Annotated in this window: 22 protein-coding genes; 9 read left to right on the top strand and 13 right to left on the bottom strand. The window is 68.4% G+C overall.

Annotation, left to right across the window (positions count from 1 at the left end; translation table 11 throughout):
- Positions 1-9: 9 nt before the first annotated feature.
- The gene (locus tag DELCS14_RS04790) at positions 10-864 is read left to right on the top strand and encodes a LysR substrate-binding domain-containing protein (RefSeq protein WP_013800693.1); all 855 of its coding nucleotides are present in this window, start codon (positions 10-12) and stop codon (positions 862-864) included.
- Between the two features lie 16 nt (positions 865-880).
- On the opposite strand, the gene DELCS14_RS04785 is transcribed toward DELCS14_RS04790, so the two are convergent.
- Entirely contained in the window at positions 881-1885 is a 1005-nt protein-coding gene (locus DELCS14_RS04785) for a tripartite tricarboxylate transporter substrate binding protein (RefSeq protein WP_013800692.1), read from the bottom strand.
- Positions 1886-1936: 51 nt separating this feature from the next.
- On the bottom strand, positions 1937-3124 hold the full coding sequence (locus DELCS14_RS04780) for a M20 family metallopeptidase (RefSeq protein WP_013800691.1): 1188 nt from the start codon (positions 3122-3124) through the stop codon (positions 1937-1939).
- 70 nt (positions 3125-3194) lie between these two features.
- On the opposite strand from DELCS14_RS04780, the gene DELCS14_RS04775 reads away from it, so the two are divergent.
- Entirely contained in the window at positions 3195-3959 is a 765-nt protein-coding gene (locus DELCS14_RS04775; RefSeq protein ID WP_013800690.1) for an IclR family transcriptional regulator, read from the top strand.
- A 163-nt stretch (positions 3960-4122) separates the two neighbouring features.
- On the top strand, positions 4123-5541 hold the full coding sequence (locus DELCS14_RS04770) for an RtcB family protein (RefSeq protein ID WP_013800689.1): 1419 nt from the start codon (positions 4123-4125) through the stop codon (positions 5539-5541).
- Between the two features lie 15 nt (positions 5542-5556).
- Here the strand turns inward: DELCS14_RS04770 and DELCS14_RS04765 are convergent, their stop codons facing one another.
- Positions 5557-7524: a sigma-54-dependent Fis family transcriptional regulator gene (locus tag DELCS14_RS04765; RefSeq protein ID WP_013800688.1), complete on the bottom strand. Its 1968-nt coding sequence runs from the start codon at positions 7522-7524 to the stop codon at positions 5557-5559.
- A 322-nt stretch (positions 7525-7846) separates the two neighbouring features.
- Between DELCS14_RS04765 and DELCS14_RS04760 the strand changes: the two genes are divergently transcribed.
- Both DELCS14_RS04760 and DELCS14_RS04755 read left to right on the top strand, forming a co-directional pair.
- Positions 7847-9370, top strand: coding sequence for an aldehyde dehydrogenase family protein (locus tag DELCS14_RS04760; protein WP_012207447.1), 1524 nt, complete (start codon positions 7847-7849; stop codon positions 9368-9370).
- Positions 9371-9437: 67 nt separating this feature from the next.
- The gene (locus DELCS14_RS04755) at positions 9438-9812 is read left to right on the top strand and encodes a DUF779 domain-containing protein (RefSeq protein ID WP_012207448.1); all 375 of its coding nucleotides are present in this window, start codon (positions 9438-9440) and stop codon (positions 9810-9812) included.
- A gap of 18 nt (positions 9813-9830) precedes the next feature.
- On the opposite strand, the gene DELCS14_RS04750 is transcribed toward DELCS14_RS04755, so the two are convergent.
- A complete protein-coding gene (locus DELCS14_RS04750) occupies positions 9831-10418 on the bottom strand; it encodes a peroxiredoxin (protein WP_013800687.1) in 588 nt (195 codons plus the stop codon).
- A gap of 123 nt (positions 10419-10541) precedes the next feature.
- Positions 10542-11009 (bottom strand): nuclear transport factor 2 family protein, encoded by a 468-nt coding sequence (locus tag DELCS14_RS04745; RefSeq protein WP_013800686.1) that lies wholly within the window; start codon positions 11007-11009, stop codon positions 10542-10544.
- 85 nt (positions 11010-11094) lie between these two features.
- On the opposite strand from DELCS14_RS04745, the gene DELCS14_RS04740 reads away from it, so the two are divergent.
- Positions 11095-11673, top strand: coding sequence for a TetR/AcrR family transcriptional regulator (locus DELCS14_RS04740; protein ID WP_013800685.1), 579 nt, complete (start codon positions 11095-11097; stop codon positions 11671-11673).
- 43 nt (positions 11674-11716) lie between these two features.
- Here the strand turns inward: DELCS14_RS04740 and DELCS14_RS04735 are convergent, their stop codons facing one another.
- From DELCS14_RS04735 to DELCS14_RS04715, 5 genes are all read right to left on the bottom strand, one after another.
- Complete coding sequence (locus DELCS14_RS04735) at positions 11717-13711, bottom strand: ABC transporter permease (RefSeq protein WP_013800684.1); 1995 nt, start codon at positions 13709-13711, stop codon at positions 11717-11719.
- Positions 13708-14925 (bottom strand): efflux RND transporter periplasmic adaptor subunit, encoded by a 1218-nt coding sequence (locus DELCS14_RS04730; protein ID WP_013800683.1) that lies wholly within the window; start codon positions 14923-14925, stop codon positions 13708-13710. Before DELCS14_RS04730 ends, DELCS14_RS04735 begins: the two co-directional genes overlap by 4 nt.
- A 66-nt stretch (positions 14926-14991) precedes the next feature.
- The gene (locus tag DELCS14_RS04725) at positions 14992-17397 is read right to left on the bottom strand and encodes a TonB-dependent siderophore receptor (RefSeq protein WP_216595208.1); all 2406 of its coding nucleotides are present in this window, start codon (positions 17395-17397) and stop codon (positions 14992-14994) included.
- A 374-nt stretch (positions 17398-17771) separates the two neighbouring features.
- Positions 17772-18845 (bottom strand): FecR domain-containing protein, encoded by a 1074-nt coding sequence (locus tag DELCS14_RS04720; RefSeq protein ID WP_013800681.1) that lies wholly within the window; start codon positions 18843-18845, stop codon positions 17772-17774.
- A complete protein-coding gene (locus tag DELCS14_RS04715) occupies positions 18842-19519 on the bottom strand; it encodes a sigma-70 family RNA polymerase sigma factor (RefSeq protein ID WP_071956818.1) in 678 nt (225 codons plus the stop codon). Before DELCS14_RS04715 ends, DELCS14_RS04720 begins: the two co-directional genes overlap by 4 nt.
- A gap of 556 nt (positions 19520-20075) precedes the next feature.
- On the opposite strand from DELCS14_RS04715, the gene DELCS14_RS04710 reads away from it, so the two are divergent.
- Complete coding sequence (locus tag DELCS14_RS04710) at positions 20076-20366, top strand: co-chaperone GroES (RefSeq protein WP_012207457.1); 291 nt, start codon at positions 20076-20078, stop codon at positions 20364-20366.
- Between the two features lie 46 nt (positions 20367-20412).
- Positions 20413-22056: a chaperonin GroEL gene (gene groL, locus DELCS14_RS04705; RefSeq protein WP_013800679.1), complete on the top strand. Its 1644-nt coding sequence runs from the start codon at positions 20413-20415 to the stop codon at positions 22054-22056.
- 109 nt (positions 22057-22165) lie between these two features.
- On the opposite strand, the gene DELCS14_RS04700 is transcribed toward groL, so the two are convergent.
- Positions 22166-23443, bottom strand: coding sequence for a PLP-dependent aminotransferase family protein (locus tag DELCS14_RS04700; protein ID WP_013800678.1), 1278 nt, complete (start codon positions 23441-23443; stop codon positions 22166-22168).
- A 111-nt stretch (positions 23444-23554) separates the two neighbouring features.
- The gene (locus tag DELCS14_RS04695; protein WP_013800677.1) at positions 23555-24970 is read right to left on the bottom strand and encodes a VOC family protein; all 1416 of its coding nucleotides are present in this window, start codon (positions 24968-24970) and stop codon (positions 23555-23557) included.
- 166 nt (positions 24971-25136) lie between these two features.
- On the opposite strand from DELCS14_RS04695, the gene DELCS14_RS04690 reads away from it, so the two are divergent.
- Positions 25137-26057 carry a LysR family transcriptional regulator gene (locus DELCS14_RS04690; protein ID WP_012207461.1) on the top strand — a complete coding sequence of 307 codons (921 nt, stop codon included), beginning with the start codon at positions 25137-25139 and terminating at the stop codon, positions 26055-26057.
- Here the strand turns inward: DELCS14_RS04690 and DELCS14_RS04685 are convergent.
- Complete coding sequence (locus DELCS14_RS04685) at positions 26032-26994, bottom strand: CobW family GTP-binding protein (protein ID WP_013800676.1); 963 nt, start codon at positions 26992-26994, stop codon at positions 26032-26034. The genes DELCS14_RS04690 and DELCS14_RS04685 overlap by 26 nt on opposite strands.
- Between the last annotated feature and the right edge of the window lies 1 nt (position 26995).

Genomic DNA, 26995 nt, shown 5'->3' with positions numbered 1-26995 from the left:
GGAAATCTTTTGGAGACCCGCTATCTCAAGAGCCTGATCGCCGTGGTGGACAGCGGCTCCATCGCCGATGCGGCGCGCGCCGAGCACCTGACCGCCGCCGCCGTGGGCCAGCGCGTGCAGGCGCTGGAGCGCGAACTGGGCTTTGCCCTGCTTTCGCGCAGCGGCCATGCGGCCCGCCCCACCCAGGCCTGCCTGGCCCTGCTGCCGCGCGCGCGGCGCCTGGTGCGCGAGGCCGCGCTGCTGGGCAGCGATGCCAGCGCCGATGGGCTGGCCGGCACGCTGCGCATCGGCGCCATCTCGACCGCGCTCACGGGCATGCTGCCGGCCGCGCTGCGCAAGCTCACGCAGGCGGCGCCACAGTGCCGGCCCGTCATCGTGCCGGGCACCTCGCGCGCGCTGTTCCAGATGCTGCAGTCCGGCGAGCTCGATGCCGCCGTCATCGTGGCGCCCCCTTTTGAACTGCCCAAGGCGCTGCGCAGCGTGCAGCTGCGCCGCGAGCCGCTGGTGCTGCTGGCCCCGCCCCAGGCACGCGGCCGGCCTGCCGCGCTGCTGCGCAGCCTGCCCTACATACGCTACGACCCCGATGCCTGGGGTGGCCGCCATGCGGCCGACTGGCTGGCCGACCAGGGGCTGGAGCCTGCGGTGCTGTGCGACCTGGACGCGCTGGAGGCCATTGCCATGCTGGCCGCCGACGGCATGGGCGTGGGCCTGGTGCCGCGCTGGACGGGCCTGGAACGCTTCATGGGCGACTGCCGCATGCTGCCCATTGCGGGCGCCGCCTATGAGCGCGCCATCTTGCTGGTGACCAGCGCCGAGCCCGACCTGCCGCGCATGGCCGAGCTGCTGGAGGGCGCACTCGCGTAGGTTGCGGCTTTCGTTCTCAATCCGCCTGCACGTAGCCCGTGACGCGGATCATCTCGCGGTACTTGGCGATCTCGCGCGCATAGGCGGCCGCCGCATCGTCCAGGCCCATGGGCTTGGCGACGTCACGGCCGTCGGCCTCCAGCCTGGCGATGACCTGCGGGTCCAGCAGGGCCTGGCCGATGGCCTGGTTCAGGCGCTGCTTGACGTCCTGCGGCGTGCCGCGCTTGACGAAGTAGCCCGCCAGGCTGGCGTACTCGAAATCGCGCAGCGCCAGCACTTCGGTGATGCTGGGCACGGCCGACAGCACGGCAGGCCGGTTGCGCGACAGCACGGCCAGCGCCCGGAAGCGGCCGGTGCGGATCATCTCCAGCATGGACGCCTGGAACGGCATGATGCTGAAGTCGATCTGGCCGCCGGCCAGGTCCTGGATCACGGGCGCCGTGCCCGCATAGGGCGCGTGGGTGAACGGCACCTTCACCACCTTGCCCATGTACTCGGTGATCAGGTGGTAGAGCGAGCCCACGCCCACCGAGCCGTAGGTCAGCGAATTGCTTTCGTTGCGCGAGCGCGCCAGCGCCAGGAACTCTTCCATGTTCCGGGCCGGCAGGCCAGAACGCACCAGCAGCACCAGGTGGGTGACGGTGATGTACTGCAGGTTCTCGAACGCATCGGGCTGGTAGCGCACGGCCTTGTTGGTGAGCGGCGGCAGGATGAGTTCGTTCTGCGTGCCCTGGAAGAACATGCTGCCGTCGGCCCTGGCGCCCAGCACTTTGGATGCGGCAATCGTCCCCGTGGCGCCGCCCAGGTTCTCCACGATCACCTTGGCCGCCAGTCCCTCGCCTATGGGCTTGCTCAGGATGCGGGCGCTGACGTCGCTGGGCCCGCCTGCCGGGTAGGGCACCATCAGGCTGACCGGGCCGGGCGCCGAGGCCGCGGCAGGCTGCAGCAGCAGGGGCGCCAGCGGCAGGCCGGCGGCGATTTTCAGGAGCGAGCGGCGTGTGGGCAAGGCAAGTGGATTCATGAAAGTGCACCAGGCAGTGGCTTGAGGGGGAAGGCGGGAATCAGGCGCGCCCTACCACCGGGCGTGGGGCAGGCGCGCAATGGTGTGGAGCACCGCCAGGCCGCGCGGGACGATGGTGTCCACCTCGCAGTACTCGTCGGTGGTGTGGAACTTGCCGCCCACGGGGCCGGTGCCGCACAGCGTGATGGCGCCCAGGCTGGAGGTCACGCCCGAGTCCGCGCAGCCGCCGCTGAACTCGCCCTCGGCCTTGTGGCCCAGCGCCCCCAGCTCGGCCTGGTACAGCTCGAACAGTTGCTGCGACTGCGGCGTGGGAACGAAGGGGCGGAACTCGCCGGTGATGTTCAGCGTGGAGCGCGTGCCCTGGATGAAGGACTTGTCGCAAATGCAGCGTATGCGGCCCACCAGGGACTCGCGCTGGTCCAGGTCGAAGATGCGCAGGTCGATGGCCGCCTTGGCCGACGGCGCCGACGTGTTCACCGACAGGCCGCCCGACACCAGGCCCACGTTGACGGTGACGCCCTTGTCCAGGTCGGTGAGGGCGTCCAGCGCCACCACCTTGTGCGCCAGCTCCGAGATGGCGCTGACGCCCTCGGCGAAGTTGGCGCCCGAGTGCGCCGCCTTGCCCTCGATCTCCACGCCGAAGAACACGCCGCCCTTGCGGCCCGTGACCACGTTGCCCGAAGGCCGGCCCGGCTCCGCATTGAAGACAAAGCCCGCCTTGCGCGCAAAGGGCTCGATGACGGACTTGCTCAGGGGCGAGCCGATTTCCTCGTCGCAGGTGAACAGGCCCGTGACCTCGGGCGCAGGCTCCGCGCTGTGGGCCAGCGCAGCCAGCAGGAAGGCGTTCATGACGATGCCCGATTTCATGTCGGCCACGCCCGGGCCGTAGGCCCTGCCGCCTTCGATGCGGAACGGCCTGCGCGCGGCCTCGCCTTCAGGGAAGACCGTGTCGCAGTGCCCCATCAGCAGCACGGGCCTGCCCACGGTGCTGCCCGCGTTCACGGTGACCGAGATCGCCGCCTCCACGCCATCGACGAAATGCGGGCTGACCTGCAGCCCCTGGCCCAGGAAGAAGGCCTCCAGGCGCCGGAACACGCGCGCCACGCCAGGCTTGTCGAAACTGCCCGAGTCGATGTTGACGATGTCCGCCAGCAGCGAAAGCATGTTCTCCCGCTGGCCCTTGATCCACTCCGACGCGCCGACCGCCCGGTCCGCACTGACAATGGCTTGCTGTGGCATCCGCTGCCTCCGTATTTTTCAATACTTGGTATTGTTATTTAATACTTCAGATTCACAATCAGGTAAAACGATGATCGAAAACGCGTTGTATGTGGGCTCCGTGGGCAAGGCATTCCGCGTGCTGGACTGCTTCAAGGGCGCGGCGGGCGACCTGAGCCTCACGGAAATCATGGAGCGCAGCGGCCTGGACAAGAGCGCCGCCCAGCGCTACGCCTACACCCTCAGCGCCGAGGGCTACCTGCAGCAAAACAGCCAGACCCGCCGCTACCGGCTGGGCCCGGGCGTGCTGGACCTGACCTTCCATTTCCTGCGCACGCATGCGCTGGCCGAGGCGCTCAACCCCCTGCTGCTGCAGCTGTCCAAGGACACGGAGCAGAAGATCAGCCTGTCGCTGCGCGACGGCGACTGGCTGGTGCACGTACTGCGCCACCAGACCAGCACCGAGCACTACCACGCCTCGCTCGTGGGCCGGCGCGTGCCCCTGCAATGCACGGCGGGTGGGCGCGCCGTGATGGCCCGGCTGGACGAGGCGCAGGTCGAGCAGTTGCTGGCCCCCGGCCGCCTGGTGGCCAGCACGCCCCGGACGCTGACCACCGCCAAGGCCGTCCAGGCGGAACTGAAGAAGGTGCGCGAGCGCGGCTACGCCATGGTGGTCGATGAATTCATCATGGGCGAGGTCGCGCTGGCCGCCGCCGTGGTCGATGCCGACGGCGTGCCGCTGGGCGCCCTGCACCTGAGCGGATCGTCAAGCCAGTGGAGCGGCGCCGACTACGCGAAGAAGTTCTCGCCCCTGCTGCTCAACGCCATCGCCCAGTACGAGCGGCGCAACGCGTAGCGCCTGCCGTCCAGCGCGGATCCCGCTATACTGCGCCCCTTCTTTCTTGAACGAGCTGCTGCAGGAAAGACGTTTTCCGGGCCTTTGCCGCCCGGGTGTCTTTCATCGTCCGTACACCCACCGGACGCGGCGAGCGCCAACCAGGCCTCGCGGATCTGCAGCCATGAGCACTCCTCAACGACTCCAGCGTGCCTTTGCACGCACGGGCATCTCTCTCGACTATCGCGACGGCATCTACCACGTGCGCGATGGCCAGGCCGAGGCCCACATTCTTCTTCCCGACAGCCTTCCCCTGGAGGACAAGGCCGTGCGCCAGTTGCTGGCCTTTGCCGCCGTGCGCCGGCATGACGGCCAGGGCAGCCACGGCGCCGTCTGCCGCGCCTGCGCCACGCCCGACTTCCATCCGGGCACGGTGGCGCCCGTGGGCAGCGTGGTGGCCACGCCATCGGACTTCGTCATTCCGGCCGCCATCGGCACGGACATCAACTGCAGCGTGCGCCTGCTGACCACGGGCGCCCGGCTGGACCAGCTGGCGCCGCACAAGGGCCGGCTGGTGGAACTGCTGACCGCCAGCCTGCTGGGCAGCGGGCGAGACGTGCCCGTGACCACGGCCGCCTTCCGCGCGCTGTTCGACCACGGGCCGGCCGCCTTTGTGGACCGGCTGAACGGCCAGGGCCTGTGGGGCCATGTCGACAGGGACCGCCTGCACCGCGAGCTGGCCGCCTGCATCGGCCTGGACAGCTTCGCTGGCAGCGCCCGCCACGCGCCCCATGCCTATCTGCAGGAGCGCCATGCCGTGTTCCGCGACCCGTGCCTGGGCACGGTGGGATCGGGCAACCATTTCGTGGAACTGCAGGTGGTCGACGAGGTGCTGGACCGCCACGCGGCCTACCGCGCCGGACTGCGCGCGGGCGACGTGGTGGTGATGATCCACAGCGGCTCGCGCGACCTGGGCTTTTACGTGGGCCAGGCCTGGATGGACCGCGCCCGGGCCGAGTGGCCGCAAGGCGTGAAGCACCCGGCCAGCGGCCTGTACGGCCTGTCGGGTCCGCTGGCCGGCGAGTACCTGCAGGCCATGGGCGTGGCGGCGCGCTATGCCTGGGCCAACCGCGTGGTGCTGGCCGAGCTGGTGCGCAAGGACCTGGAGCAGATCGTGGGCGCAGCGGATTCGCGCCTGGTGGTCGATGTGCCGCACAACGTGGTCCTGCAGCAAGGCGGCATGAACATCCACCGCAAGGGCGCCACGCCGGCCAACGAGGGCGACTTCGCGCTGATCCCGGGGTCCATGGGCGATGCCTCCTACCTGGTCACGGGCCTGGGCGCGGCCGACTGGCTCTGGTCCTGCAGCCATGGCGCGGGGCGGCGCATGCGCCGCCAGGCCGTGCGCGCGCTGCGCCCCGAGGCACATGCAGGCCGTGCGGGCGAACAGGGCTGGCAATGCGTGACGCTGCGCGAGGAGCGCCGCATCGAGGAGGCGCCCGAAGCCTACAAGCCCATCGGCCCGGTCATCGAGTCGCAGGAGGCCGCCGGCCTGATCCACGCCGCCGTGAAGCTCAGGCCCTGGATCACCTTCAAGGCCTGAGCACCGGCAGGCGGCTCACTGCAGCCGCAAGCCGTCCGCCGCACGGTCCTGGGCCAGCTTGCGGTATAGCGTCTGGCGGCTGATGCCCAGCATGCGCGCGGCCTGGGTGACATTGCCCCGGCAGTTCTCCAGCGCCTGCCGCACGGCCGAGCGCGAGAGTTCATCCAGGCTCTGCGGCGCAGCGTCGAGCCGGGGGCCGCTGCGGGCGGTCTGCACCAGCTCGGCCTGGAAGTCGTCGGGCAGGTGCTGCCATTGCAGGCAGTCCTCATGGGGGTCGAGCATGGCGCAGGCCGTTCTCAGCACGCTGGCGCACTGGCGCAGATTGCCGGGCCAGCCATGGCCGGCCAGCTGCGCCAGCAGGGCCGGCGCCATGCGCAGCGGGCGCGCGGGCTCGATGTCGGCCAGCATGCGCGCGGCCAGCGCCTCGAAGTCGCCGCGCTCGCGCAGCGGAGGCAGCTCCACGGCCAGGCCGTTGATGCGGTAGTACAGGTCGGCACGAAAACGCCCCTGGTCGGCATCCTCGCGCAGCCTGCGGTTGGAGGCGCTGACCAGCGCGAAATCGACCGCAACGGGCGTGCCACCGCCCAGCGGCACCACCTGCCGCTCCTGCAGCACGCGCAGCAGCCGGGTCTGCAGCGACAGCGGCATGTCGCCGATCTCGTCCAGGAACAGCGTGCCGCCGTGCGCCTGGCGCAGCAGGCCCGCCTGCCCTTCGCGCCGCCCGCCCGTGAAGGCGCCCTGCCGGTAGCCGAACAGCTCGGCCTCGATCAGCGACTCGGGCATGGCCGCGCAGTTGATGGCCACGAAGGGGCCGTCGCGGCGCGGCCCGCTGTCGTGGGCCGCGCGCGCAAACCATTCCTTGCCCACGCCGGACTCGCCCTGGATGAGCAGCGCAATCGGCTTGCCCAGCACGCGCCGGGCCTTGTCCGCCGCCGCACGCCAGCGCGCATCGCCCGTGTCCAGCCGCGCCAGCGCATCGCGCGCCGGCTGCTGCGGCGCCTGTTGCTGGTGCTGTTGCTGTTGTTCTGCAACCCGTTCCACGACCGAGGACCGGACCGTGCGCCGGTCCGGCACCAGCTGGCCGAACAGCGCCGTGCCGTCATGGCGCCGCAGCGGCTGGGCCGCATCGGGCTGGCGGTGCTGGCGTGACAGCAGCTCCTCCAGCCCGGCGTCCAGCACCTGCTCCAGCGACACGCTGCCCAGTTGCGCCCGCGACAGGCGCAGCAGGGCCAGCGCGGCGCGGTTGGCGCCCACCAGCCATCCGTCCGCGGAGATCAGCGCAATGCCTTCGGCCACCGTGCCAATGCCTTCGGGCCGCGCGTGCAGGTGCAGGCGGATGTGGCGCTGGCCGTCGCAGGCCATGAGGCGGTTTTCGATCATGCGGGCCGCCGTGCCGACCAGGCCCAGCGTGTGCGGGCTGCCCCGGCCATGTTCGCTGGAGATGTCCAGGATGCCCAGCAGCTGGCCCGTGCCCGACAGGATGGGCGCGGCCGCGCAGGTGAGAAAGCCGTTGCGCTCCAGGAAATGCTCGCCGCCCTGGATTTCGATGGAGTCCATCTCGGCCAGTGCCGTGCCGATGGCATTGGTGCCGCGCTGCGCCTCATGCCAGGACGCACCGCTGGCCAGGGCCACGCGCTCGGCCTTGCCCAGAAAGAAGGGGTCGCCGCAGGTATCCACCAGGGTGCCGCAGGGGCCGGCCAGCACCACCACGCTCTGGCTGCCGCGCACCTGCTCGGACAGGTATTCCATGACGGGCCGTGAATGCGCCAGCAGCGCATGGTGGCGGCTGCGCAGCACGCCCAGCGCGTGCTGCTCCAGGTTGTCGGCGGCGCCCAGGCGCCCGGTGGGACGCAGTCCCTGCTCGATGCAGCGCTGCCACGAGCGCGCCAGGCGCTCGTCCACCAGGCCGCTGGGGCACAGGCCTGACTCCATCAGGCTGTGACGGGCCTGGCGCAAGGCCACAAGGGAGGCTCTCGATTGCATGCTGTCTCCTGCTCGGGCGTCATTGCGCCGCGTTGCAGACCAGTATGCGGGGCCGGCGGGCACCGGGCAAGCCAAGTGGCAGGCCAGGCGCCCGACTGTTCCATTTCTGGACAGTTGTCCTGTTGCGCAACGTCACGGCACAGGGCGAACGCGCACGGGAATACCCGAAGCAGCCACGTCCCGCGTGCCTTTGCGGGCACCTGCCCTGCGGCCTGCAGGCTGGCACGGCTTTTGAATCATGTCTGCCGTCCGGCCATGGCTGGATATGCCGATCCACACCCGATCACAACAGACCCATAAGCATCCTCAGGAGACAAGCAGCATGACCGTCTACGCAGCACCCGGCGCCGCTGGCGCCAAGATCGCCTACAAGGCCCGCTACGACAACTTCATCGGCGGCAGGTTCGTACCTCCGGTCAAGGAGCAGTACTTCGACGTGGTCACCCCCATCAGCGGCAAGGTCTACACCCGCGCCGCGCGCTCCACGGCCGAGGACATCGAACTGGCGCTGGACGCCGCCCATGCCGCCAGCGACGCCTGGGGCCGCACCAGCGCGGCCGAGCGTGCGAACGTCCTGCTGAAGATCGCCGACCGCATCGAGGCCAACCTGGAGCTGCTCGCCTATGCCGAGACCGTGGACAACGGCAAGGCCATCCGCGAGACGCTGAATGCCGACATCCCGCTGACCGTGGACCATTTCCGCTATTTCGCGGGCTGCGTGCGCGCCCAGGAAGGCGCGCTCAGCCATATCGACGAGACCACGGTGGCCTATCACATCCAGGAGCCGCTGGGCGTGGTGGGCCAGATCATTCCCTGGAACTTCCCCATCCTCATGGCGGCCTGGAAGCTGGCGCCCGCGCTGGGTGCGGGCAACTGCGTGGTGCTCAAGCCGGCCGAGTCCACGCCCATCAGCATCCTGATCCTGGCCGAGCTCATTGCCGACCTGCTGCCGCCCGGCGTGCTCAACATCGTCAACGGCTTCGGCCGCGAGGCCGGCATGCCGCTGGCCACCAGCAAGCGCATCGCCAAGATCGCCTTCACGGGCTCCACCTCCACGGGCCGCGTGATCGCCCAGGCCGCGGCCAACAACCTGATCCCGGCCACGCTGGAGCTGGGCGGCAAGTCGCCCAACATCTTCTTCGCCGACGTGATGGACAAGGACGATGCCTTCCTCGACAAGGCCGTCGAAGGGCTGGTGCTGTTCGCCTTCAACCAGGGCGAGGTCTGCACCTGCCCCAGCCGCGCGCTGATCCACGAAAGCATCTACGACCGCTTCATGGAGCGTGTGCTCCAGCGCGTGGCCGCCATCCGGCATGCCAACCCGCTGGACACCGACAGCATGATGGGCGCGCAGGCGTCCAAGGAGCAGCTCACCAAGATCCTGTCGTACCTGGACCTGGGCAAGCAAGAGGGCGCCGAGGTGCTGGCCGGCGGCGGCCAGGCCCATCTGGGCGGTGACCTGGAAGGCGGCTACTACGTGCAGCCCACGCTGTTCAAGGGCCACAACAAGATGCGCATCTTCCAGGAGGAAATCTTCGGCCCCGTGCTGGCCGTGACCACCTTCAAGGACGAGGCCGAGGCCCTGGCCATTGCCAACGACACGCTCTACGGCCTGGGCGCGGGCGTGTGGAGCCGCAATGGCAACGTGGCCTACCGCATGGGCCGCGCCATCAAGGCCGGGCGCGTGTGGACCAACTGCTACCACGCCTACCCGGCGCACGCGGCCTTCGGCGGCTACAAGGAATCGGGCATCGGCCGCGAGACCCACAAGATGATGCTGGACCACTACCAGCAGACCAAGAACCTGCTGGTCAGCTACAGCGAGAACAAGCTGGGCTTCTTCTGAAGTTCTTCCCAGGTGAATGCGGCCGGCGGCGCACAGCGCGGCCGGCCGCCCAGGAAAGGACCAACCCATGGTTGACAAAGTGATTGCCACCGACGCCGCGCTGGCGCTGATCGCCGACCTGCAGGCGCAGCACGGGCCGGTGTTCTTCCACCAGTCCGGGGGCTGCTGCGACAACAGCGCCGCCAACTGCTACCTGCCCGGCGAGCTGACGATAGGCGCCCAGGACGTGCTGCTGGGCCAGGTGGGCGGCGCGCCCTTCTACATCGGCAAGTCGCAGTACGAATACTGGAAGCACACCCAGCTCATCCTCGATGTGATCGAGGGCCAGGGCGGCACCTTCTCGCTGGAGGGCAGCACGGGCAAGGCCTTCCACACACGTTCCAGGCTGTTCACGGACGAGGAATACGCCGAGATCCTGGCCAGCGAGGGCAACGGCCCCTGACAGGGGCCGCGCGGCGGGCTACTTTCCGGTCAGCCGCTTGACCGCGGCCTCGGTCTGGCGCACATGCTCGTCCGGGTCCGAGCCCATGTGCACGAAGCGGACCTTGCCGTCCTGCCCGATCACGTAGGAAATTCGGTCGGCGCGCTGGGGGTCGGCGGCGGCCGAGGCGTCGTAGGCGCGGATGGTCTGCGCCTGCGGGTCCGATGCCACGGCGAACTGGTCGCGGCAGGCCTCGGTGGAAAAGCGCTTGAGCGTATCGATGTCGTCATGCGACATGCCCACCACCGTGGCGCCCATGGCCGCAAAACGCGGCGTGGCCTCGGCAAAGGCGTGGGCTTCCATGGTGCAGCCCTGGGTGAAGGCCTTGGGGAAGAAATACAGCACCACCGGCCCCTTCTTGAGCGTGGCGGCCATGTCGAAATCGAAGGCCTTGCCCGCCACCGCAGCCGGCGTGGTGAAGCGCGGCGCGCTGTCGCCCACCTTGAGCGCGGCCTGGGCCAGCGGCGACAGCAGCAGCGCCGCCAGAAGGGGAGCGGCGGCACGCGCGCAGCGGCGGCCCAGGGATGCGCGTGGGTGGGTGGAATCGCCGCAGCGGATATCGGACATGCATGGCCTCCTGAGCCTGGAACGGGATGCCCCATTGTGGCCAATCGGCCCGGGCTGCTGGCGCATTTGCCGTGGATCAGCGCGGGGATTCGACACCTGGGGCGTGGCCCGAGGCCTTGCTGCCTACAGGCCCAGGTCGGACAGACCGGGGTGGTCATCGGGGCGGCGGCCCAGCGGCCAGTGGAACTTGCGCTCCGACTCCTGGATGGGCATGTCGTTGATGCATGCGAAGCGCCGGCGCATGAGACCGTCGGCCTCGAATTCCCAGTTCTCGTTGCCGTACGACCGGAACCAGTTCCCGGCATCGTCGTGCCACTCATAGGCGTAGCGGACTGCGATCCGGTTTTCTCCGTACAGCCAAAGCTCCTTGATCAGCCGGTAGTCCAGCTCCTTCTTCCACTTCCTCTCAAGAAGGGCCTGGGCCTCGGCGCGGCTGTTGGCGAACTCTGCCCGGTTGCGCCATTTCGTGTCGAGGGTATAGGCCATCGCAACCTTGGCCGCATCGCGTGTGTTCCATCCATCCTCGGCCAGACGGACCTTTTGGACGGCGCTTGCGAGCGAGAACGGGGGCAGGGGTGGGCGAGTTTCCATGATGTGACCTTTTGAAGAGATGTAGAACGATCTGTCTACATGCATCACTCTAACGGAGGTGGAACGATCTGTCTACAATGTCTTCATGAAAACTTCCGAGCCATCCTTCGAGTCATTGCCCCCCCGCGAGCGCATCCTGGTGGCCGCCCACGGCCTCTTCTACGCAGAGGGCATCCGGGCCACGGGCGTGGACAGGATCATCGAGCGGTCGTCGGTCAGCAAAGTCACCTTCTACCGCCAGTACGCCAGCAAGGACGACCTGATCCGGGCGTACCTCGACTACCGCCATGAACGGTGGATTTCCTGGTTCCAGGCCAGCCTGGCGCACGCGACTGACGCGGGCTCGCCAGCGTTGGAGGCCCTCGCAACCACCCTCAGGAGCTGGTTCGGCCAGCCCGACTTTCGGGGCTGCGCCTTTCTCAATGCCGCTGCCGAACTGGGCTCGTCCGACCCTGAGATCCTGGCAACGGTCCGGCGGCACAAGCAGGAAATGTCGTCCGTGCTGGATCGCCTGTTCGGTGGCCATCCCGTGTCCGTGGGCGCTGCGCTCACCCTGGCGGCGGACGGCGCCATCGTCCATGCGCAGATGGGTCAGCCGATCGATGAAGTCATGGACAACTTCAAGGCAGCGGCAGCGGGGGTTGTGAGCCGCCCCGGGTCTTGAGGAGGCTCAGGCATCCGTTGCGCAAGTTCCGCACCGGGCCTCGTTACTCCCCTGCCAGCGCAACGACAGGATCGAGTCTTGCCGCCTGCCGGGCCGGCATGAAGCCGAACACCAGGCCCGTCGCCACCGCACAGCCGAAGGCCAGCAGCATGGCTCTCACCGAGAAGACCAGTTCGCTGCCCCAGACGATGAGACCCGCCCCGATGGCCACCCCCGCCACGACGCCGGCGGTTGCGCCGACCATGGTCACCAGCACGGCCTCGGTGAGGAACTGTCGCTGGATGTCCCTTTGGCGCGCCCCGGTGGCCATGCGGATGCCAATCTCGCGCGTGCGCTCCTTCACCGCCATGAGCATGACGTTCATCACGCCGATGCCGCCCACCAGCAGGGACACGGCGGCGATCAGGCTGAGCATCGTCGTCATCGAATCCTGTGCCTGGGCCTGCGCCTGCAAACGCGCGGCTGCGTTGGCGACGAAAAAATCCTCGCGTCCGTGGCGCAAGCGCAGCAACGCCTCGATGGCCGCCTGCGCCGGCAGCACGCTCGGCGAATCCCGCGCCTGGACCACCGTGTAGTGCGGATCGAAGCTGCGACCGTTCGGAAAAACGCGCAGGATGCCCGAGCGGTAGGGCACCACCACCAGGTCGTCTTGCGAACTGCCGCCATCGCCAGCGCCCTTGGCCGCCATGACGCCGACCACCTGGAACGGCGTATTGCCGATGAGAAGTTGCCTGCCCAGCGGCGATTCATCTTCGAAGAACCGCTCGCGCACCTTCTGCCCGATCACGACCACCGGCGCCAGCTGTTCGTCCTCCGCCTCGGTAAAGAACCGGCCTTCTGCCACCGACCAGTGATGGATGGACGGCCATGCATGGGTGGCCGCGATGGTGTCCGCCTGCCAGGCCAAGTTGCCATGTCGCAGCATGGCCGGGTCGCGCGCCACGGGCATGGCGTGCGCCACTTCCGGCAGCTTCTTTATCTCTTCGAGGTCGGCCAGGGTCGTCACGCCCTGCGGACCACCCTGCGGTGGCGGGCGGTTGTTGATGTACATGACGGTCGAGCCCATCGCGCCCAATCGCGCGACCACGTCCTCGCGCGCTCCCATGCCCACGGCCAGCATCACGATGACCGAGGCCACGCCGATGACGATGCCCAGCAAGGTCAGTGCGGTGCGCGAGCGGTGGATGCGCATGGAGCGCCAGGCCGATCGCAGCGCCTCGCGCAGGTCCGGCAGCAGCGGCGTGCCCGGCTCCAGCCGCGCCCGTGCCCCGCCGGGCGCGGGGATGGCCGCGAGCGCGAGGTCTGACGCGGCTCGGCCTGACGCGGCCTGGCCTGACGCAGCGCGGCTCTCCCGGACGTCGCCGACGATGCGCCCGTCGCGGATCTCCACGACGCGCCGGGCCTGTGCCGCCACCTCGCGGTCGTGGGTGATCAGGATGATGGTGTGGCCGGCATCCGCCAGCTCGTGCAGCAGCGCCATGACCTCGGCGCCGCTTTGGCTGTCCAGCGCGCCCGTGGGCTCGTCGGCCAGGATGATGCGCCCGCCATTCATCAGCGCCCGGGCGATGGAGACGCGCTGCTGCTGTCCTCCGGACAGCTGGTTGGGTCGCAGGTGCAGCTTGCCGGCAAGCCCCAGGCGTCCCAGCAGCACGCCTGCACGTTCTGCGCGCTCGGCCCCGGTCTTGCCGGCGTAGATCGCCGGCATCTCCACGTTCTCCTGCGCGGAGTCGGTGGCGATCAGGTGGTAGCCCTGGAACACGAAGCCGAAGGCCTCGCGTCTAAGCCAGGCCAGCTCGTCGGCGACCAGGTCGGCCACGTCACGGCCGTTGAAGCGGTACGTGCCTTGACTCGGCCGGTCCAGGCAGCCCAGCAGGTTCATCAGCGTGGACTTGCCCGAGCCGGACTGGCCGACGATGGCGACGAATTCCCCGGCATGGATGGCCAGGTCGATGCCGTGCAGCACCTCCACCACGGGGCGCCCCGTGGTGGCGCCGCCATAGCGCTTGCGGATGCCCCGCAGTTCGATCAGCGGGGTCACCACCGCAATCTCCTGGGGCCTGCGGCCGGGGCCGTCTCACCGGTGATGATCCGGTCGCCTTCGGCCAGCCCCTCCAGCACCTCCGCCTGAAGGCGGTCCCTCACGCCCAGACGCACACGGCGGACTTCCACGACCTGGTCGGGTGACCGCTCGGCAAGCAGGCGGACCTCGTGCGTCTTGTCGGTGTGCAGGTCGCTGGCGGTCTTGAAGGCGGCCAGCGGAGCGACAAGCACCCCCTGGGCCGCCGCAGCCACCACGGTAGCTTGGGCCGTCATCTGCGGCATCAGGGCGCCGTCGGGATTGTCCACGTCGAACAGCACGGTGTACTGCACGGCCTTCATGGCGGGCGCCGCAGCAGCGCCGCTGCCACCGGCGGCACCGGCACCGGATTGCACGGGCGGGGCCGGCAGCACCTGCCGCACCTTGCCGCTCCATCGGCGCCTGTCCCCTCCGAGCGTGGTGAAGTAGGCAGCCTGGCCCACCTTGACATGGCGGATATCGGCCTCGGACACCTCAGTCCACACCGTCATCCGCGAGAGGTCGGCAATGCGCAGCACCGCGGGCGTCTGGTAGGTGGCGTTCAGCGTCTGGCCTTCCTTGACGTCGATGCCTGTCACCACGCCTTCAATGGGTGCGTAGATGCGCGTGTAGCCCAGCCGCGCCTCGTCGGCGCGCAGACTGGCCGCCGTCTGGCGAATCGTGGCCTCGTACTGCGCCACCTTGGCCCGCGCCGAGCGCCGCATGGCGGCGGCCGTCTGCACGTCCTCCAGCCGGGTGGCTCCATCACGCGCCATCTGCTGCTGGCGGCTGTACTGCTGGCCGGCCAGCTCCGCCTGGGCCTGTGCATCGTCCAGCTGGGCACGCAGGCTGGCAATCCGGGCCTGTCCGGCCTCCACGGTGGCCGCCAGCACGCTGGCGTCGATCTCGGCCAGCAACTGGCCCTTGCGGACCGTATCGCCCGGCTGCACGTGGATATGGGTGATCTGGCCTGATACCTGGGCGCCCACGTCCACCGAACGCACGGGTTGCAAGGTGCCGATGGCCGCGACGCTCGATTCGATGTCGCCGCGGCCGACCGTGGCCGTCTGCCATCGCGGCGATGAATCCGGCCGCAGCAGGAGCCAACCCGCGGCAGCGGCCGCCGGAATCAGGATCGCCAGGGCGAGCCTGCCCGCGCCGGGCCGCCACCGGCGCTGCGTGGAGTGCGGCGGCATCACCGGGCAGCCTCGCAACTCGATGTGGCGTTACGGCGCATGTCGTCGTGCTTTCCGTCCCGCCGGTCAGTAGTCATAGCGCAGGGTCACCGCGAAGCTGCGCGGCGTGCCGGCGAAGACGCCACCGTAGTTGTTGTTGGTCGGGATGGTCTGGTAGTAGTGCTTGTCCAGTGCGTTGCGAACGTTCACCTGCAGCCGCAGGCGGCTGGTGAACTGGTAACCCGCATGCAGGTTCAGCAGCGTGTAGCCGCCCTGCTGGATGCGAAACCCGGCACCGTCGTGCGACATGGCGCTCTGTGCCTGCACGCTGCCGCCCACACGCCACCGTCCACCGGGCAGGCGGTAGTCGGTGGACAGCTTGAAGACCTTGCGCGGCAAGGTGGTGTTGTAGTGCTTGCCCGCATTGGGGCCGGCCACGTACTTCGGGTCGCTGAAGGTGAAGCCGGCGGCAACGTTCCAGCCTGGTGCGGGCGAGCCCGTGACCTCCAGGTCGATGCCACGGTTGCGTACCTTGGCGCCCTCTGTGTAGCAGCGGGCGCCGCCACTGAGCCCGCAGGTCGAGGCCATGCTCAGGGCCACCGGCAGGTTCAGCTGGTCGGTCTGGAACACCGCCAGCGCAGTCTGCAGGCGGCCGTCGAAGAACTGGCTCTTCACTCCGGCTTCGTAGTTCTTGCCCTTCACCGGGTCGAGCAGGCCGCTCGGGCTGTAGTACTGCTGGATCGAATAGATGTCGGTGTAGCTGGCGTAGAGCGCATGCGCAGGGCTCAGGTCATGGACCACGCCCGCATACGGGATGAACTGCCGGCCGGAGTCGAACGAGGCGGTGGTGTACGGGCTGCGGGAGGAATAGCCCGACCAGCTCAACCGGCTGCCGACGATGAAGCTCAGCGCCTCTGTGGCGCGCAGACGGGTGGCGATGGAAGCGCCCTTCTCGTTGCGCTCCAGCGCATAGACGGAGGGCGTGCTGCTGAAGCCCGGCACCCGGATCGAGGAGAAGTCGAAGCCGGTGACGTCTATCGTCTGCGAGCCCCGGGGCGCGTATATGTCGTAGTCGAAGTTGTCCCTGCGGGTGCTCAGGCCCAGCATGAGCTGATGCTGGCGGCCGAACAGGGTGTAGGGGCCTGTGGCATGCAGGTCGAAGGCGAACTGCTTGTCGGTGTACTCCGCGTCCACCCAGGTCAGGGCATGGCTGCCGCCCGAGATCCGTGCGGGGTAATTGGCAACGAAGCTGGCCTTGGAACGCACCGCGTTGAAGGCGGCGGCCAGGTTCCAGCCGTTGCCCAGGCGGTGCTTCACGTCGCCGAAGACGGTGTAGTTGTCCCGGTTCAGGTGCGCGTCGGGACCTGCTTGCGAGGCCGAGCGGTCCAGGGGGTAGAACGAGCCATCTTCCCGCGTGTTGAAGCCGCCCCAGTCATAGCCCTGGTGGTTGTCGCGCTGCGCGCTGAAGCCGAGGCTGGCCGTCGTGGCGGCGCCCAGGTCGGTCTCCACGATGGCGTAGAGCATCCGGTTGTCGGCCTCGGCGCCCTGCCTGAAGCTGTTGGACTGGTTGTTGAGCAGGACGGCGCGGCCGCGCACGGTGCCTTGGGCATTGAGCGGGCCGGATACGTCGAACTGCGCCCGGTAGTCCGCCCAGGAGCCGGCGCCGACCTCGGCACTCATCTGGAACTCGCGCGTCGGCCGCTTGCGCACCAGGTTGATGACGGCCGACGGGTTGCCCGAGCCCTGGAGCAGGCCGTTGGCGCCGCGCACCACCTCCACCCGGTCGTAGATCGCCATGTTGTTGAGCGACATGGCGTCGGCCGAAAAGCTCTCGGCCATGCTGGTGGACAGGCCATCGATCTGCAGGTCCGTGACCTGGAAGCCCCTGGAATAGAAGTACGAGCGCTCGGTGCCCAGCTGGCTGTAGGTGACACCCACAAGGGCATCCGTCACGTCGTCGAGCGAATGCATGTTGGCATCGCGCATCTGCTGCTGCGTCACCACGCTGACCGATTGCGGCGTCTCGCGGATGGACAGGTCCAGTTTGGTGGCAGTGCGCACCCGGTCCGCAGTGTAGGAGCCGGTGCCTTCGGTCGCTCCATTGGCATCGGCTTGCGCCGTCACCGTCACTTCCGCCAAAGTCACCTTGGAAGCAGCAGCCGCTGCTGTCTGGATGGTGAAGGTGCCGGGCTGCGTGCTGACGGCGGCCAAGCCCGTTCCAGCCAGCAGTCTTGCCAAGGCTTCGCGTGCACTGAGATTGCCGCTGACTGCTGCGCCTTGGCGTCCTTCGACCAGCCCGTCATCAAAGAGCACCTGCGCTTGCGTCTGGCGGCCAAATGCCTTGAGGGCTTCAAGCAGGGGCTGGGCCGCAATGTGAAAGGGCTGGCGGGTTTCCATGGCGGCGGCGGGCTGGGCCAGCGCCTCGCCGGGGCTGACGGCCATCACGGCTACCGCTGCCGACACGAGCACCGCCACCAGGCTGGGCCGCAGCACAGGGCCGCACTCCTGTGTGCGGACAGACCGCGCACGGTGCGCGGCCAGCTTCCCATTGTTGTTCTCGAAACGTTCCCTCGACTGACCTTGGTACATGACCTGTAGCTCCTGGATTCCTTGTGCGTACGACGACGGCAGGCCCAGGGCAGGAAGGCGGGTACGCCCGCTTGCCAGATCAGGCGGGGGCGTAGAGGACAGCCAACTGCGCGGGGATGCCGCTTGCTTGCGGCCGTTGGCTGGGAATCAATCAGAAAGCGGTGATTGCTCATTTCCGTGGCTGGCAGCCCCGGGGCGCAGAAATTCCTCGCCCCTACCCATGAAGAAGCAGGAAAAGGCAAAACCAGAGAACCCGACAGAATGAAACAATTTGTATCTCAACGAGAACCGATCAGCCAGCCACCCTCGGCGCGCCGCTGCACGCGCACGCTGGCTACGCTGGGCAGGGCCAGGAGAAAGCGTTCCGGCTCCTCCAGCGCAAGCAGGCCCGAAACAGTCACGGCCTGGAGCGCAGGGCTCTCTATCTCCACCGGCTGGCCGAGGTAGCGCGACAGTTCATCCGCCACATGCCGAAGCGTGGCGCGCTTGAAGTAGATCTGCCCGGTCCGCCATTGCGCAACGTCTTGCGTTGCCACTGAAAGGCTGCGGCGGCGCCCGCTGGCGGGATCGATGGCCACACCCGCACCCGGGCCCATGGCGAGCACGGGGGCTTCGGGATGGGTCTTTGAGCGCACCTCGACGCGCCCTTCCTGCACCTGCACCACGAATTCCGGCGGGGCTGCCCGCACATTGAATGCGGTGCCGACGACGCGCACCTGGCTGCCGCTGCTGTCCACGGTGAAGGGCTTGCCGGCATCCGCCGCGACCTTGAAGAAGGCCTCGCCTTGGTCGAGTACGATTTCGCGCCGGCGGGGGTAGTAGCGCACCTGAAGGCGGCTGTTGGCATTGAGCGCCACCTGCGATCCATCGGGCAGGTCGATGCGGCGAAGTTCGCCGGGAGCGGTGGCGATATCGACCGCATAGCTGGCGGTGTTGTCCCAGCGGTGCCAGCCGTACCCGGCGGCGACCACGGCGAACAGTGCTGCGGCGAAGGCCGATGCCATGGCGGGTCTGCGCGGCCGGTCCGTGGCCCCTGCAGCACTGCGTGGCTGCGGCGCCGGCCTGCGGGCGCGCGGCGCTTCGCGGGCGGCAGCCGCTGGCGGGTTGCGCCCGTAGACGGCCGGGAACATGGCCTTGAGCTGCTCCGCTTCACGCCAGGCGCGGCCGACACCGTCCATGGCCTCGCGATGGGCCGGGTCCTGCGCCAGCCACTCGTCGAGAGCGCGCTCGTCCGCGCCCGACCAGCCGGGCTGCTGGCGACGCACATACCACTCGCCCGCGCGATGGTTGAGCCCAAGCACCTGCTCGGGCGGGAGGTCCTGCAACCGGGAATGGCCTGGCTCTGCGCTCATGCTCTTTTGCCCTGCGCCGGTGGGGCGGCGCATTCGTCGTCGTTGTCTTCTTCGGCGTCCAGTGTGCCCTGCAGGGCCTGCAGGCGCCTCATCTGAGTGGCACTTGCGAACAGGATGCGCGTCTCGCAATAGCCGACGGCCCGGCCCAGGTGCTTCACCACCATCCGTGTACTGATCCCCATGCAATCGGCGGTTTCCTCAACGGTGCGCCCCTCGATCCGTTGAAGAATGAAGGCTTCGCGCTGCCGCGGCGGCAGTTCCTGGATCGCCTCGTGCAGCCGCGTCAGCCGCTGGCGGCTCTCGGCTTGACGCTCGGTGTCTCCGAAGCCCTCGGCAGAGATGGCAAGCAGCTCTTGCTGGCAGTCGTCATACGGAACACTCTGGAGCCCGTGCGCCTCCGGGCCCTTTTCCCAGTCGCGTGCCGCCACGCTGCGCACGGTCTGCCGCAGATAGGGCTGCTCCTGCCCGGGCTCGAGATTCCTGCCCGTGGCGGCCACCCGTGCGAACACTTCCTGCGCCGCGTCCTCGACCGCTGCAGTGGTTCGAAAGTGTCGGCGCAACATGCGCATCACAGGCGTGCGCCAACGCGTATAGAGCGCAACCAGGGGAGCCTCTGGAGTCTGGCGTCCAGGTATCGGCTCACCCCGCGCTGCGGAGACCGGATTGCGTTTCATCCCCTAGCCTTTGCGCCCGGGAGGAATGCAGCAGCCGACCGTGAACCCGCAAGGGCACTGCATTCGTCAGTGATGAAAGTCTGGAGGTGAGGCACAACGCGCAGATGGGCAACCGATGCGTGGCGCCGGGGGCCCCACGCATCGGATGGACAACGACGGGAAGGGGCGCCCTGGCCATGTGCGCAGATCGCATGAATAGATGAATGAGATTCATTCCCATTCTAGCGCCTGGACATCCTGCAACCAGGACTCCGGCCCCCAGCGGCGCGCCGCAGGAACTCCATCGGCGCGGGCTCCGCAGATGCCACTTCTTGCCATGGTGCTGGCCGAGCGCCGAGCCAACACCCACCGGAAATCCGTGGCGCAAAAGCATGTGAGGCGTGGTTACACACTGCGGCACATCCGACCCTACCCCTTGAATCCTGGCCGAATTGCCTTATTATTAGCACTCGTTGGGTATGAGTGCTAACAGTCCTCTGTCCCACATTGCTTCGAATGCCGGCCCGCCGGGCCGGCAAGTCTTTGTTTCAACTTTGTTGATGATTTAGGAGTTGGTATGAACCTGCGTCCCCTGCACGATCGCGTGATCGTGAAGCGCCTCGAGAACGAAACCAAGACGGCTTCGGGCATCGTGATCCCCGAGAATGCCGCCGAGAAGCCTGACCAGGGCGAAGTGCTGGCAGTGGGCCCCGGCAAGAAGAACGACAAGGGCGAAGTGATCGCTCTGAACGTGAAGGTCGGCGACCGCGTTCTGTTCGGCAAGTACAGCGGCCAGACCGTCAAGGTCCATGGCGACGAACTGCTGGTGATGAAGGAAGACGACCTGTTCGCAGTCGTCGAAAAGTAATCCGCGCTTCGAAACCGCACTTTCCAACTGAATCCGGAGAATTGAAATGGCAGCAAAAGACGTAGTTTTCGGCGGCGAAGCACGCGCCCGCATGGTTGAAGGCGTGAACATCCTGGCCAACGCGGTCAAGGTCACCCTGGGTCCCAAGGGCCGCAACGTGGTGCTGGAGCGCTCCTTCGGCGCCCCCACCGTGACCAAGGACGGTGTCTCGGTCGCCAAGGAAATCGAACTCAAGGACAAGCTGCAGAACATGGGCGCCCAGCTCGTGAAGGAAGTGGCCTCCAAGACCAACGACATCGCCGGTGACGGCACGACCACCGCCACCGTGCTGGCACAGGCCATCGTCCGCGAAGGCACCAAGTACGTGGCCGCCGGCCTGAACCCCATGGACCTCAAGCGCGGCATCGACAAGGCTGTCGCCGCCCTGGTGGAAGAGCTGAAGAAGCAATCCAAGGCCACCACCACCTCCAAGGAAATCGCCCAGGTCGGCTCGATCTCCGCCAACTCCGACGAATCCGTGGGCAGCATCATTGCCGAAGCCATGGACAAGGTCGGCAAGGAAGGCGTGATCACCGTTGAAGAAGGCAAGTCGCTGGCCAACGAACTCGACGTCGTCGAGGGCATGCAGTTCGACCGCGGCTACCTGTCGCCCTACTTCATCAACAACCCTGAAAAGCAGGTTGCCCTGCTGGACAACCCCTTCGTGCTGCTGTTCGACAAGAAGATCAGCAACATCCGTGACCTGCTGCCCACGCTGGAAGCCGTGGCAAAGGCCGGCCGTCCCCTGCTGATCATTGCAGAAGACGTCGAAGGCGAAGCCCTGGCAACGCTGGTGGTCAACACCATCCGCGGCATCCTGAAGGTTGTGGCTGTCAAGGCTCCTGGCTTCGGCGACCGCCGCAAGGCCATGCTGGAAGACATCGCCATCCTGACGGGCGGCAAGGTCATCGCTGAAGAAGTGGGCCTGGCGCTGGACAAGGTGACCCTGGAAGACCTGGGCCAGGCAGTGCGCATCGAAATCGGCAAGGAAAACACCACCATCATCGACGGTGCTGGCCAAGCTGCTGAAATCGAAGCCCGCGTCAAGCAGATCCGCATCCAGATCGAAGAAGCCACCAGCGACTACGACCGCGAAAAGCTGCAAGAGCGCGTGGCCAAGCTGGCTGGCGGTGTTGCCGTGATCAAGGTTGGCGCTGCCACCGAAGTCGAAATGAAGGAAAAGAAGGCCCGCGTTGAAGACGCCCTGCACGCTACCCGCGCTGCTGTGGAAGAAGGCATCGTGGCCGGCGGCGGCGTGGCTCTGCTGCGTGCCAAGCAAGCCGTGGGCGACCTGAAGACCGGCGATGCCGAGCAAGACGCCGGCATCAAGCTGATCATGAAGGCCATCGAAGCGCCCCTGCGCGAAATCGTGGCCAACGCCGGTGGCGAGCCCTCGGTGGTGGTCAACGCCGTGCTGAACGGCTCGGGCAACTACGGCTTCAACGCTGCCAACGACACCTACGGCGACATGCTGGAAATGGGTATCCTGGACCCGACCAAGGTGACGCGTACGGCCCTGCAGAACGCCGCTTCCGTGGCATCGCTGCTGCTGACGACCGAAGCCATGATCGCCGAGTCTCCCAAGGCTGAAGGCGGCCCTGCCATGCCCGACATGGGCGGCATGGGTGGCATGGGCGGCATGGGCATGTAATTGCCCGCCGCAACCGGGCAGGCCTTGCGCCATACCCGGTTTGCCCAGCAAGACAAAGGCCGCCCTCGGGCGGCCTTTGTCATTGCATGAACGCTTTTGCCGATGTCTTTCAGGACACGGCCTGGCCCCAGGCCCGGCCCAGGCGTGCCACGGCCTCGGTGATCTGGGGCACGGTGGGCGCCGCATACGACAGGCGCATGCACAGGCCGGCCTTGTCTGCCGCATCGGCCGGGAAGAAGGCCTTGCCCGGCACATAGAGCACGCCCTGCTCCACCGCTGCCGTGAACAGCGCACGGGCCAGGGCCTGGGAATCGCCCGCAAGCCGCTGCGGCGGCAGCAGCTGGGCCCAGACGAACATGCCGCCCGCAGGCCGCACGAAGCGGATCTGATCGCCCAGCGCCGACTGCATGCCGGAGCACAGCGCATCCATGCGCGCCGCGTACTCGGCGCAGGCCTGGGCCAGCTGGGGCGCATAGCGGCCCGAGCGCAGATAGTGCGCGGCGATCATCTGCGCCAGTGGCGAGGTGCACAGATCGGCCGTCTGCTTGGCGATGGTGCAGCGGCGCAGCAATTGGGCGTCGGCCAGCATCCAGCCGATGCGCAGCGCAGGCGCCACGGTCTTGGACAGGCTGGACAGGTAGACCACGGGATTGGCCTGGGCGCCGCACAGCGCCAGGCCCGTTTCGTAGATCGACGGTTCGCGCTGGCCGGTAAAGCGCAGCTCGCCATAGGGGTCGTCCTCGACGATGACAAAGCCATGCTCGCGTGCCAGCGCCACCAGGGCCGTGCGCCGCGCCGCGGGCAGCAGGGTGCCGCCCGGGTTGGAGAAGTTGGGCACGGTATAGAGCAGCTTGGGGGCACGCGCATGGGGCCACTGCGCCAGCAGGCGGGCCAGGGCCTCGGTGTCCAGGCCCTGCTCGTCCGTGGGCACGGCAACGACCTGTGCCTGGGCCAGCTTCAGGGTCTGCAGCGTGGCCGGGTAGGCGGGCACCTCGACCAGCACCGGATCGCCGGGCTCGACCAGCACCTTGACCAGCAGATCGAAGGCCTGCTGCGAGCCCGTGGTCACGATCATGTCGGCCGGCGTGCAGGCAATGCCGCGCGTGGCGCACAGCGCGGCCAGGGCTTCGCGCAGCGCAAGCTGGCCCTCGCTGGCGCCGTACTGCAGGCTGGTGGCGGCATCCTGCTGCAGCGCGGCCATGGCGGCCTGCTGCAAACCTTCGGCATCGAACAGGCTGGGCGATGGATAGCCTCCGGCCAGCGAGAGCATGCCGGGACGGCTCAGGTAGGGAAACAGCTCGCGGATCGGCGAGCCTTCGGGCTGTGCGAACAGCGAGTTGAACAGATGGGCGGTGGGCGACGACGCGCCCTGGTCTGCGGTGCTCATGAAGGCCTCCGGCAAATGGCAAAAACAAAGGGGCGCACGCGCAGGCCTGGCGCCTGTGCATGCGCCCCGGGGAAGGGGATCAACGGCGGCGGGCTCAGCCCGGGTCGGCGCCTATGCAGCGACCTTGGTGGCCTGGCCGCGCAGCGCGCTGCGCAGCTGGTCGATGGAGCGCTGCTGGGCCTGCTCGTACAGCGCGATCTCGTCATGCACGCGGGCACCCAGGTCGGCCTCGAAGGCCTGCTGGGCCGCATGGGCCGCGTACTGCTTTTGCTCTTCGCCGCCCAGGTTGGACTGGAAGATGCCGGCCGCGCTCACGGGCAGGAAGTCCTCGTAGACGATGGGCTCGGCCTGGGCCAGGCCGCGGGCGATCAGGGCGTCCAGGTCCGAGGCGGCGGCCGCTGCGGCCTCGCCTGCGGCCAGGGCGGCTCCCTCGTCGCTCAGCGTGAAGCGGTAGAAGGCCAGGTCTTGCCGGCGCAGCTGCTCATGGGTGTCGGGGAAAGCCTCGAAGACCTGGGCCAGGCGGCTGCCGTAGTTGGGCGCGGCACTGCCTGCGCTGCCCATGTCGCGCACCTGGGCCAGCAGCTGGTCGTAGAGCGCGCGGCCCTTGCGCGTGAGCGCCACGCCGCGCTGCTCGATCTCGCCGAAGCGCGCCGTGTGCGAGCCCGCGCCCGTGGCATCGCCCGCAAAACGCACGGTCTCCTTGAGCGCCTTGAAGCTGGTCTGGCGCAGCAGGATGGGGCAGGCGCGGCGCGGCGGGCCTTCGACCACGTCCTTGGCGTCCATGCCGCGCTCGGGCATGGCGGCCTGGGCGGCATCGATGTCCAGCGTGCGCGGCGTCAGGTGGTTGATGTGCGGGCCCTTGAAGCAGACCACGTCGGCGATCAGGCGGTGGGCCTTGTGCAGCGCATCGTAGGTGGTGCCGTCCACGGTGGACTCGCTGTGCCAGCGGAAGGTCTCCAGTGCCTCGCGCACGAATGCGTCGGCATCGGCGTCGGCCAGGCCGCCATGGGCTTCGGCCTGGGCGATCAGCGCCAGCGCGCGTTCGGTGAAGATGCTGCGTTGCGCCAGGATGGCGCCCGCCTGGGCCCGCAGCGCCTCGTCGGCAATCAGGTCCAGGCGCAGCAGCGAGGTGAAGACGCGGAAGGGATTGGCCAGCAGCGCGGCATCGCTGACGGGACGGAAGGCCGTGGAGTGCACGGGCACGCCGGCCACCGACAGGTCGTAGTAGCCCACGGGCTCCATGCCCATGATGGCGAACAGGCGGCGCAGCATGGACAGCTCGGCCGCCGTGCCCACGCGGATGGCGCCGTGGCGCTCCACGCCCAGGCGGGCCAGCTCGCCGCTGCGCTGCATCCGGGCCAGCAGCGCGGGCTCGGCCTGCAGCGTGCGCTGGTTGATGTCGGCCACGAGTTCGATCAGCGTGCCGTACTGGGGCACTTCATCGCGGTACATCTCGGACATGGCGCTGGAAAACCGTGCGCGGATCTCGTCGGAGGGCACGAAGGTGTGGGCAGGCGTAGAGGACATGGTGCTCGTGGGGACTGAAGTTGGAGCCACAGGGCAGCCCTGCGGCGGGGTGGATTCCTGGCACGCATGCTAGGTCTGCGCCTTGAGCCTGGTCAAACGATAATCAGGCCCATAGGTCATTCCCAAACAGAATGCCCCTCCCACGATTGCCCCACCGCCCTCTGCCATGCTGCTGTCCCGCCGTTTCCTGCCCCCCATGTCCCTGCTGTGCGCCTTCGAGGCGGCGGCACGGCACCAGAGCTTCACGGCAGCTGCGGCCGAGCTGCACCTGACGCAAAGCGCCGTCAGCCGCCAGATCCGCGCGCTGGAGGAGCGGCTGGAGGCGGAGCTCTTTGTGCGCGAGCGCCAGACCGTGCGGCTCAGTCCGGCCGGCCAGGCCTATGCCCAGGAGATACGCGGCGCGCTGATGCGCATCTCCACCGCCACGCTGGGCTTTCGGGCCAACCCGCGCGGCGGCAGCCTGAACCTGGCCATCCTGCCCACCTTCGGCACGCGCTGGCTGGCGCCGCGCCTGCCGCAGTTCTTCAGCGCCCACCCGGGCATCACCATCAACCTGACGACGCGGCTGTCCCAGTTCGACTTCCAGCTCGAAGCCGTGGACGCCGCCATCCATTTCGGCCTGCCGCACTGGCCGGGCGCCGAGCTGGCCTTTCTGATGAGCGAGACCGTGGTGCCTGCCTGCAGCCCCGCCCTGCTGGCCCAGCATGGCTTTGCCCAGCCCCAGGACCTGCTGCAGGCGCCGCTGCTGCACCTGGCATCGCGCCCCGATGCCTGGCAGCGCTGGCTGTCCGTGCACCATGCGCCCATGGCCGAGGGCCAGGGCATGCTGTTCGACCAGTTCGCCACCGCCGCCCAGGCCGCCATCGCCGGCGTGGGCGTGGCCCTGCTGCCACGCTTTCTGATCGAGCGGGAACTGGCCCAGGGCGATCTGGTGCGTGCCCTGCCCCATCTGCCCGAGATGGAAAGCGCCGAGCGCTACTACCTGGCCTGGCCCACGAGCCGCGGCAACTACCCGCCGCTGCAAAGCCTGCGCGAGTGGCTTCAGCAGGCGGCCCAGGATTTCATGCGGGACGGCCCGCAGCCCTGACGCCCGCAGCGCCTGCCACCAGCGCCTGCAGCGCGGCCACCGGCAACTGCCCGGCCAGGCCGATGGCCACGATGGCGGGCACCTGCTGCTGCGCGGGCGCGGGCGCTGATGCGGCACGCAGCCGGCCGCTGCGCCCGGCAAACTGAAGCTCGCTCCACTGGCCCGCCCCGGTCTGCACCACGCCCTTGAGCCGCAGCACGCCAGCCGGCATGGCCTGCAGCCACGCCTGCAGAGCCGTCTCGGACAGCATCCCGGGCGGCTGGCAGGACCAGGTCTCGAACTGCCGGCCGTGCATGGGGCGCGCAGTGCTGGCACCCCATGAAACCTCCCGCACGCCACGCAGCAGGGCTGCGCCGCTGAGCAGCTCCACGGGCACCCGGGCTTCGTGCACATCGCAGCGTTGCGCGGCTGGCGCGTGGCTGGCTATCCAGCCGTGCACGCGCTCCAGGGTCCGGGCATCGGCCAGATCGGTCTTGTTGACGATGACCAGATCGGCCCGGACCACCTGGCGCTGCAGCGTGTCGGCCAGCAGCGGATCGGCCGCCTGCCCGGGCAGGGCAGCGGCATCGACGACCACGATGACGCCGTCCAGCGCCAATGCGGGATCGGCCAGGCCCAATTGGGCAATGCGCCAGGGGTCGGAGACGCCGCTGGCCTCAACCACCACGGCGTCGAAGCGCTCGCGCTGCTGCAGCACGCCGATCAGGGCCATGGAGAGGTCATCGCCGATCTGGCAGCACACGCAGCCATTGGTCAGCGCGATGGTGTCGCCGCTGTGTTCCTTGATCAGGCCTGCATCGATGTTGAGCGCACCGAAGTCGTTGACCAGCACGGCCAGCCGCTGGCCATCCGCATGGCGCAGCCAGTGGTTGAGCAGCGTGGTCTTGCCGGCGCCCAGGAAGCCGCCGATGACCGTGAACGGCAACCGCTGCCCCATG

Source organism: Delftia sp. Cs1-4 (genome assembly GCF_000214395.1).
GTDB lineage: Bacteria > Pseudomonadota > Gammaproteobacteria > Burkholderiales > Burkholderiaceae_C > Comamonas > Comamonas acidovorans.
The sequence above is the reverse complement of the archived record's forward strand: the minus strand, read 5'-3'. Positions and strand labels throughout refer to the sequence as shown.

Excerpts from the sequence above, each read along its gene's own strand:
- DELCS14_RS04720 (WP_013800681.1), bottom strand. The coding sequence starts at position 18,845 with ATGAGCGCAGAGCCAGGCCATTCCCGGTTGCAGGACCTCCCGCCCGAG.
- DELCS14_RS04785 (WP_013800692.1), bottom strand. The coding sequence starts at position 1,885 with ATGAATCCACTTGCCTTGCCCACACGCCGCTCGCTCCTGAAAATCGCC.
- DELCS14_RS04740 (WP_013800685.1), top strand. The coding sequence starts at position 11,095 with ATGAAAACTTCCGAGCCATCCTTCGAGTCATTGCCCCCCCGCGAGCGC.
- DELCS14_RS04755 (WP_012207448.1), top strand. The coding sequence starts at position 9,438 with ATGGTTGACAAAGTGATTGCCACCGACGCCGCGCTGGCGCTGATCGCC.
- DELCS14_RS04700 (WP_013800678.1), bottom strand. The coding sequence starts at position 23,443 with ATGAGCACCGCAGACCAGGGCGCGTCGTCGCCCACCGCCCATCTGTTC.
- DELCS14_RS04690 (WP_012207461.1), top strand. The coding sequence starts at position 25,137 with ATGCTGCTGTCCCGCCGTTTCCTGCCCCCCATGTCCCTGCTGTGCGCC.
- DELCS14_RS04760 (WP_012207447.1), top strand. The coding sequence starts at position 7,847 with ATGACCGTCTACGCAGCACCCGGCGCCGCTGGCGCCAAGATCGCCTAC.
- DELCS14_RS04695 (WP_013800677.1), bottom strand. The coding sequence starts at position 24,970 with ATGTCCTCTACGCCTGCCCACACCTTCGTGCCCTCCGACGAGATCCGC.
- DELCS14_RS04685 (WP_013800676.1), bottom strand. The coding sequence starts at position 26,994 with ATGGGGCAGCGGTTGCCGTTCACGGTCATCGGCGGCTTCCTGGGCGCC.
- DELCS14_RS04730 (WP_013800683.1), bottom strand. The coding sequence starts at position 14,925 with ATGCCGCCGCACTCCACGCAGCGCCGGTGGCGGCCCGGCGCGGGCAGG.
- DELCS14_RS04770 (WP_013800689.1), top strand. The coding sequence starts at position 4,123 with ATGAGCACTCCTCAACGACTCCAGCGTGCCTTTGCACGCACGGGCATC.
- DELCS14_RS04745 (WP_013800686.1), bottom strand. The coding sequence starts at position 11,009 with ATGGAAACTCGCCCACCCCTGCCCCCGTTCTCGCTCGCAAGCGCCGTC.
- DELCS14_RS04775 (WP_013800690.1), top strand. The coding sequence starts at position 3,195 with ATGATCGAAAACGCGTTGTATGTGGGCTCCGTGGGCAAGGCATTCCGC.
- DELCS14_RS04780 (WP_013800691.1), bottom strand. The coding sequence starts at position 3,124 with ATGCCACAGCAAGCCATTGTCAGTGCGGACCGGGCGGTCGGCGCGTCG.
- groL (WP_013800679.1), top strand. The coding sequence starts at position 20,413 with ATGGCAGCAAAAGACGTAGTTTTCGGCGGCGAAGCACGCGCCCGCATG.
- DELCS14_RS04750 (WP_013800687.1), bottom strand. The coding sequence starts at position 10,418 with ATGTCCGATATCCGCTGCGGCGATTCCACCCACCCACGCGCATCCCTG.
- DELCS14_RS04765 (WP_013800688.1), bottom strand. The coding sequence starts at position 7,524 with ATGCAATCGAGAGCCTCCCTTGTGGCCTTGCGCCAGGCCCGTCACAGC.
- DELCS14_RS04710 (WP_012207457.1), top strand. The coding sequence starts at position 20,076 with ATGAACCTGCGTCCCCTGCACGATCGCGTGATCGTGAAGCGCCTCGAG.
- DELCS14_RS04715 (WP_071956818.1), bottom strand. The coding sequence starts at position 19,519 with ATGAAACGCAATCCGGTCTCCGCAGCGCGGGGTGAGCCGATACCTGGA.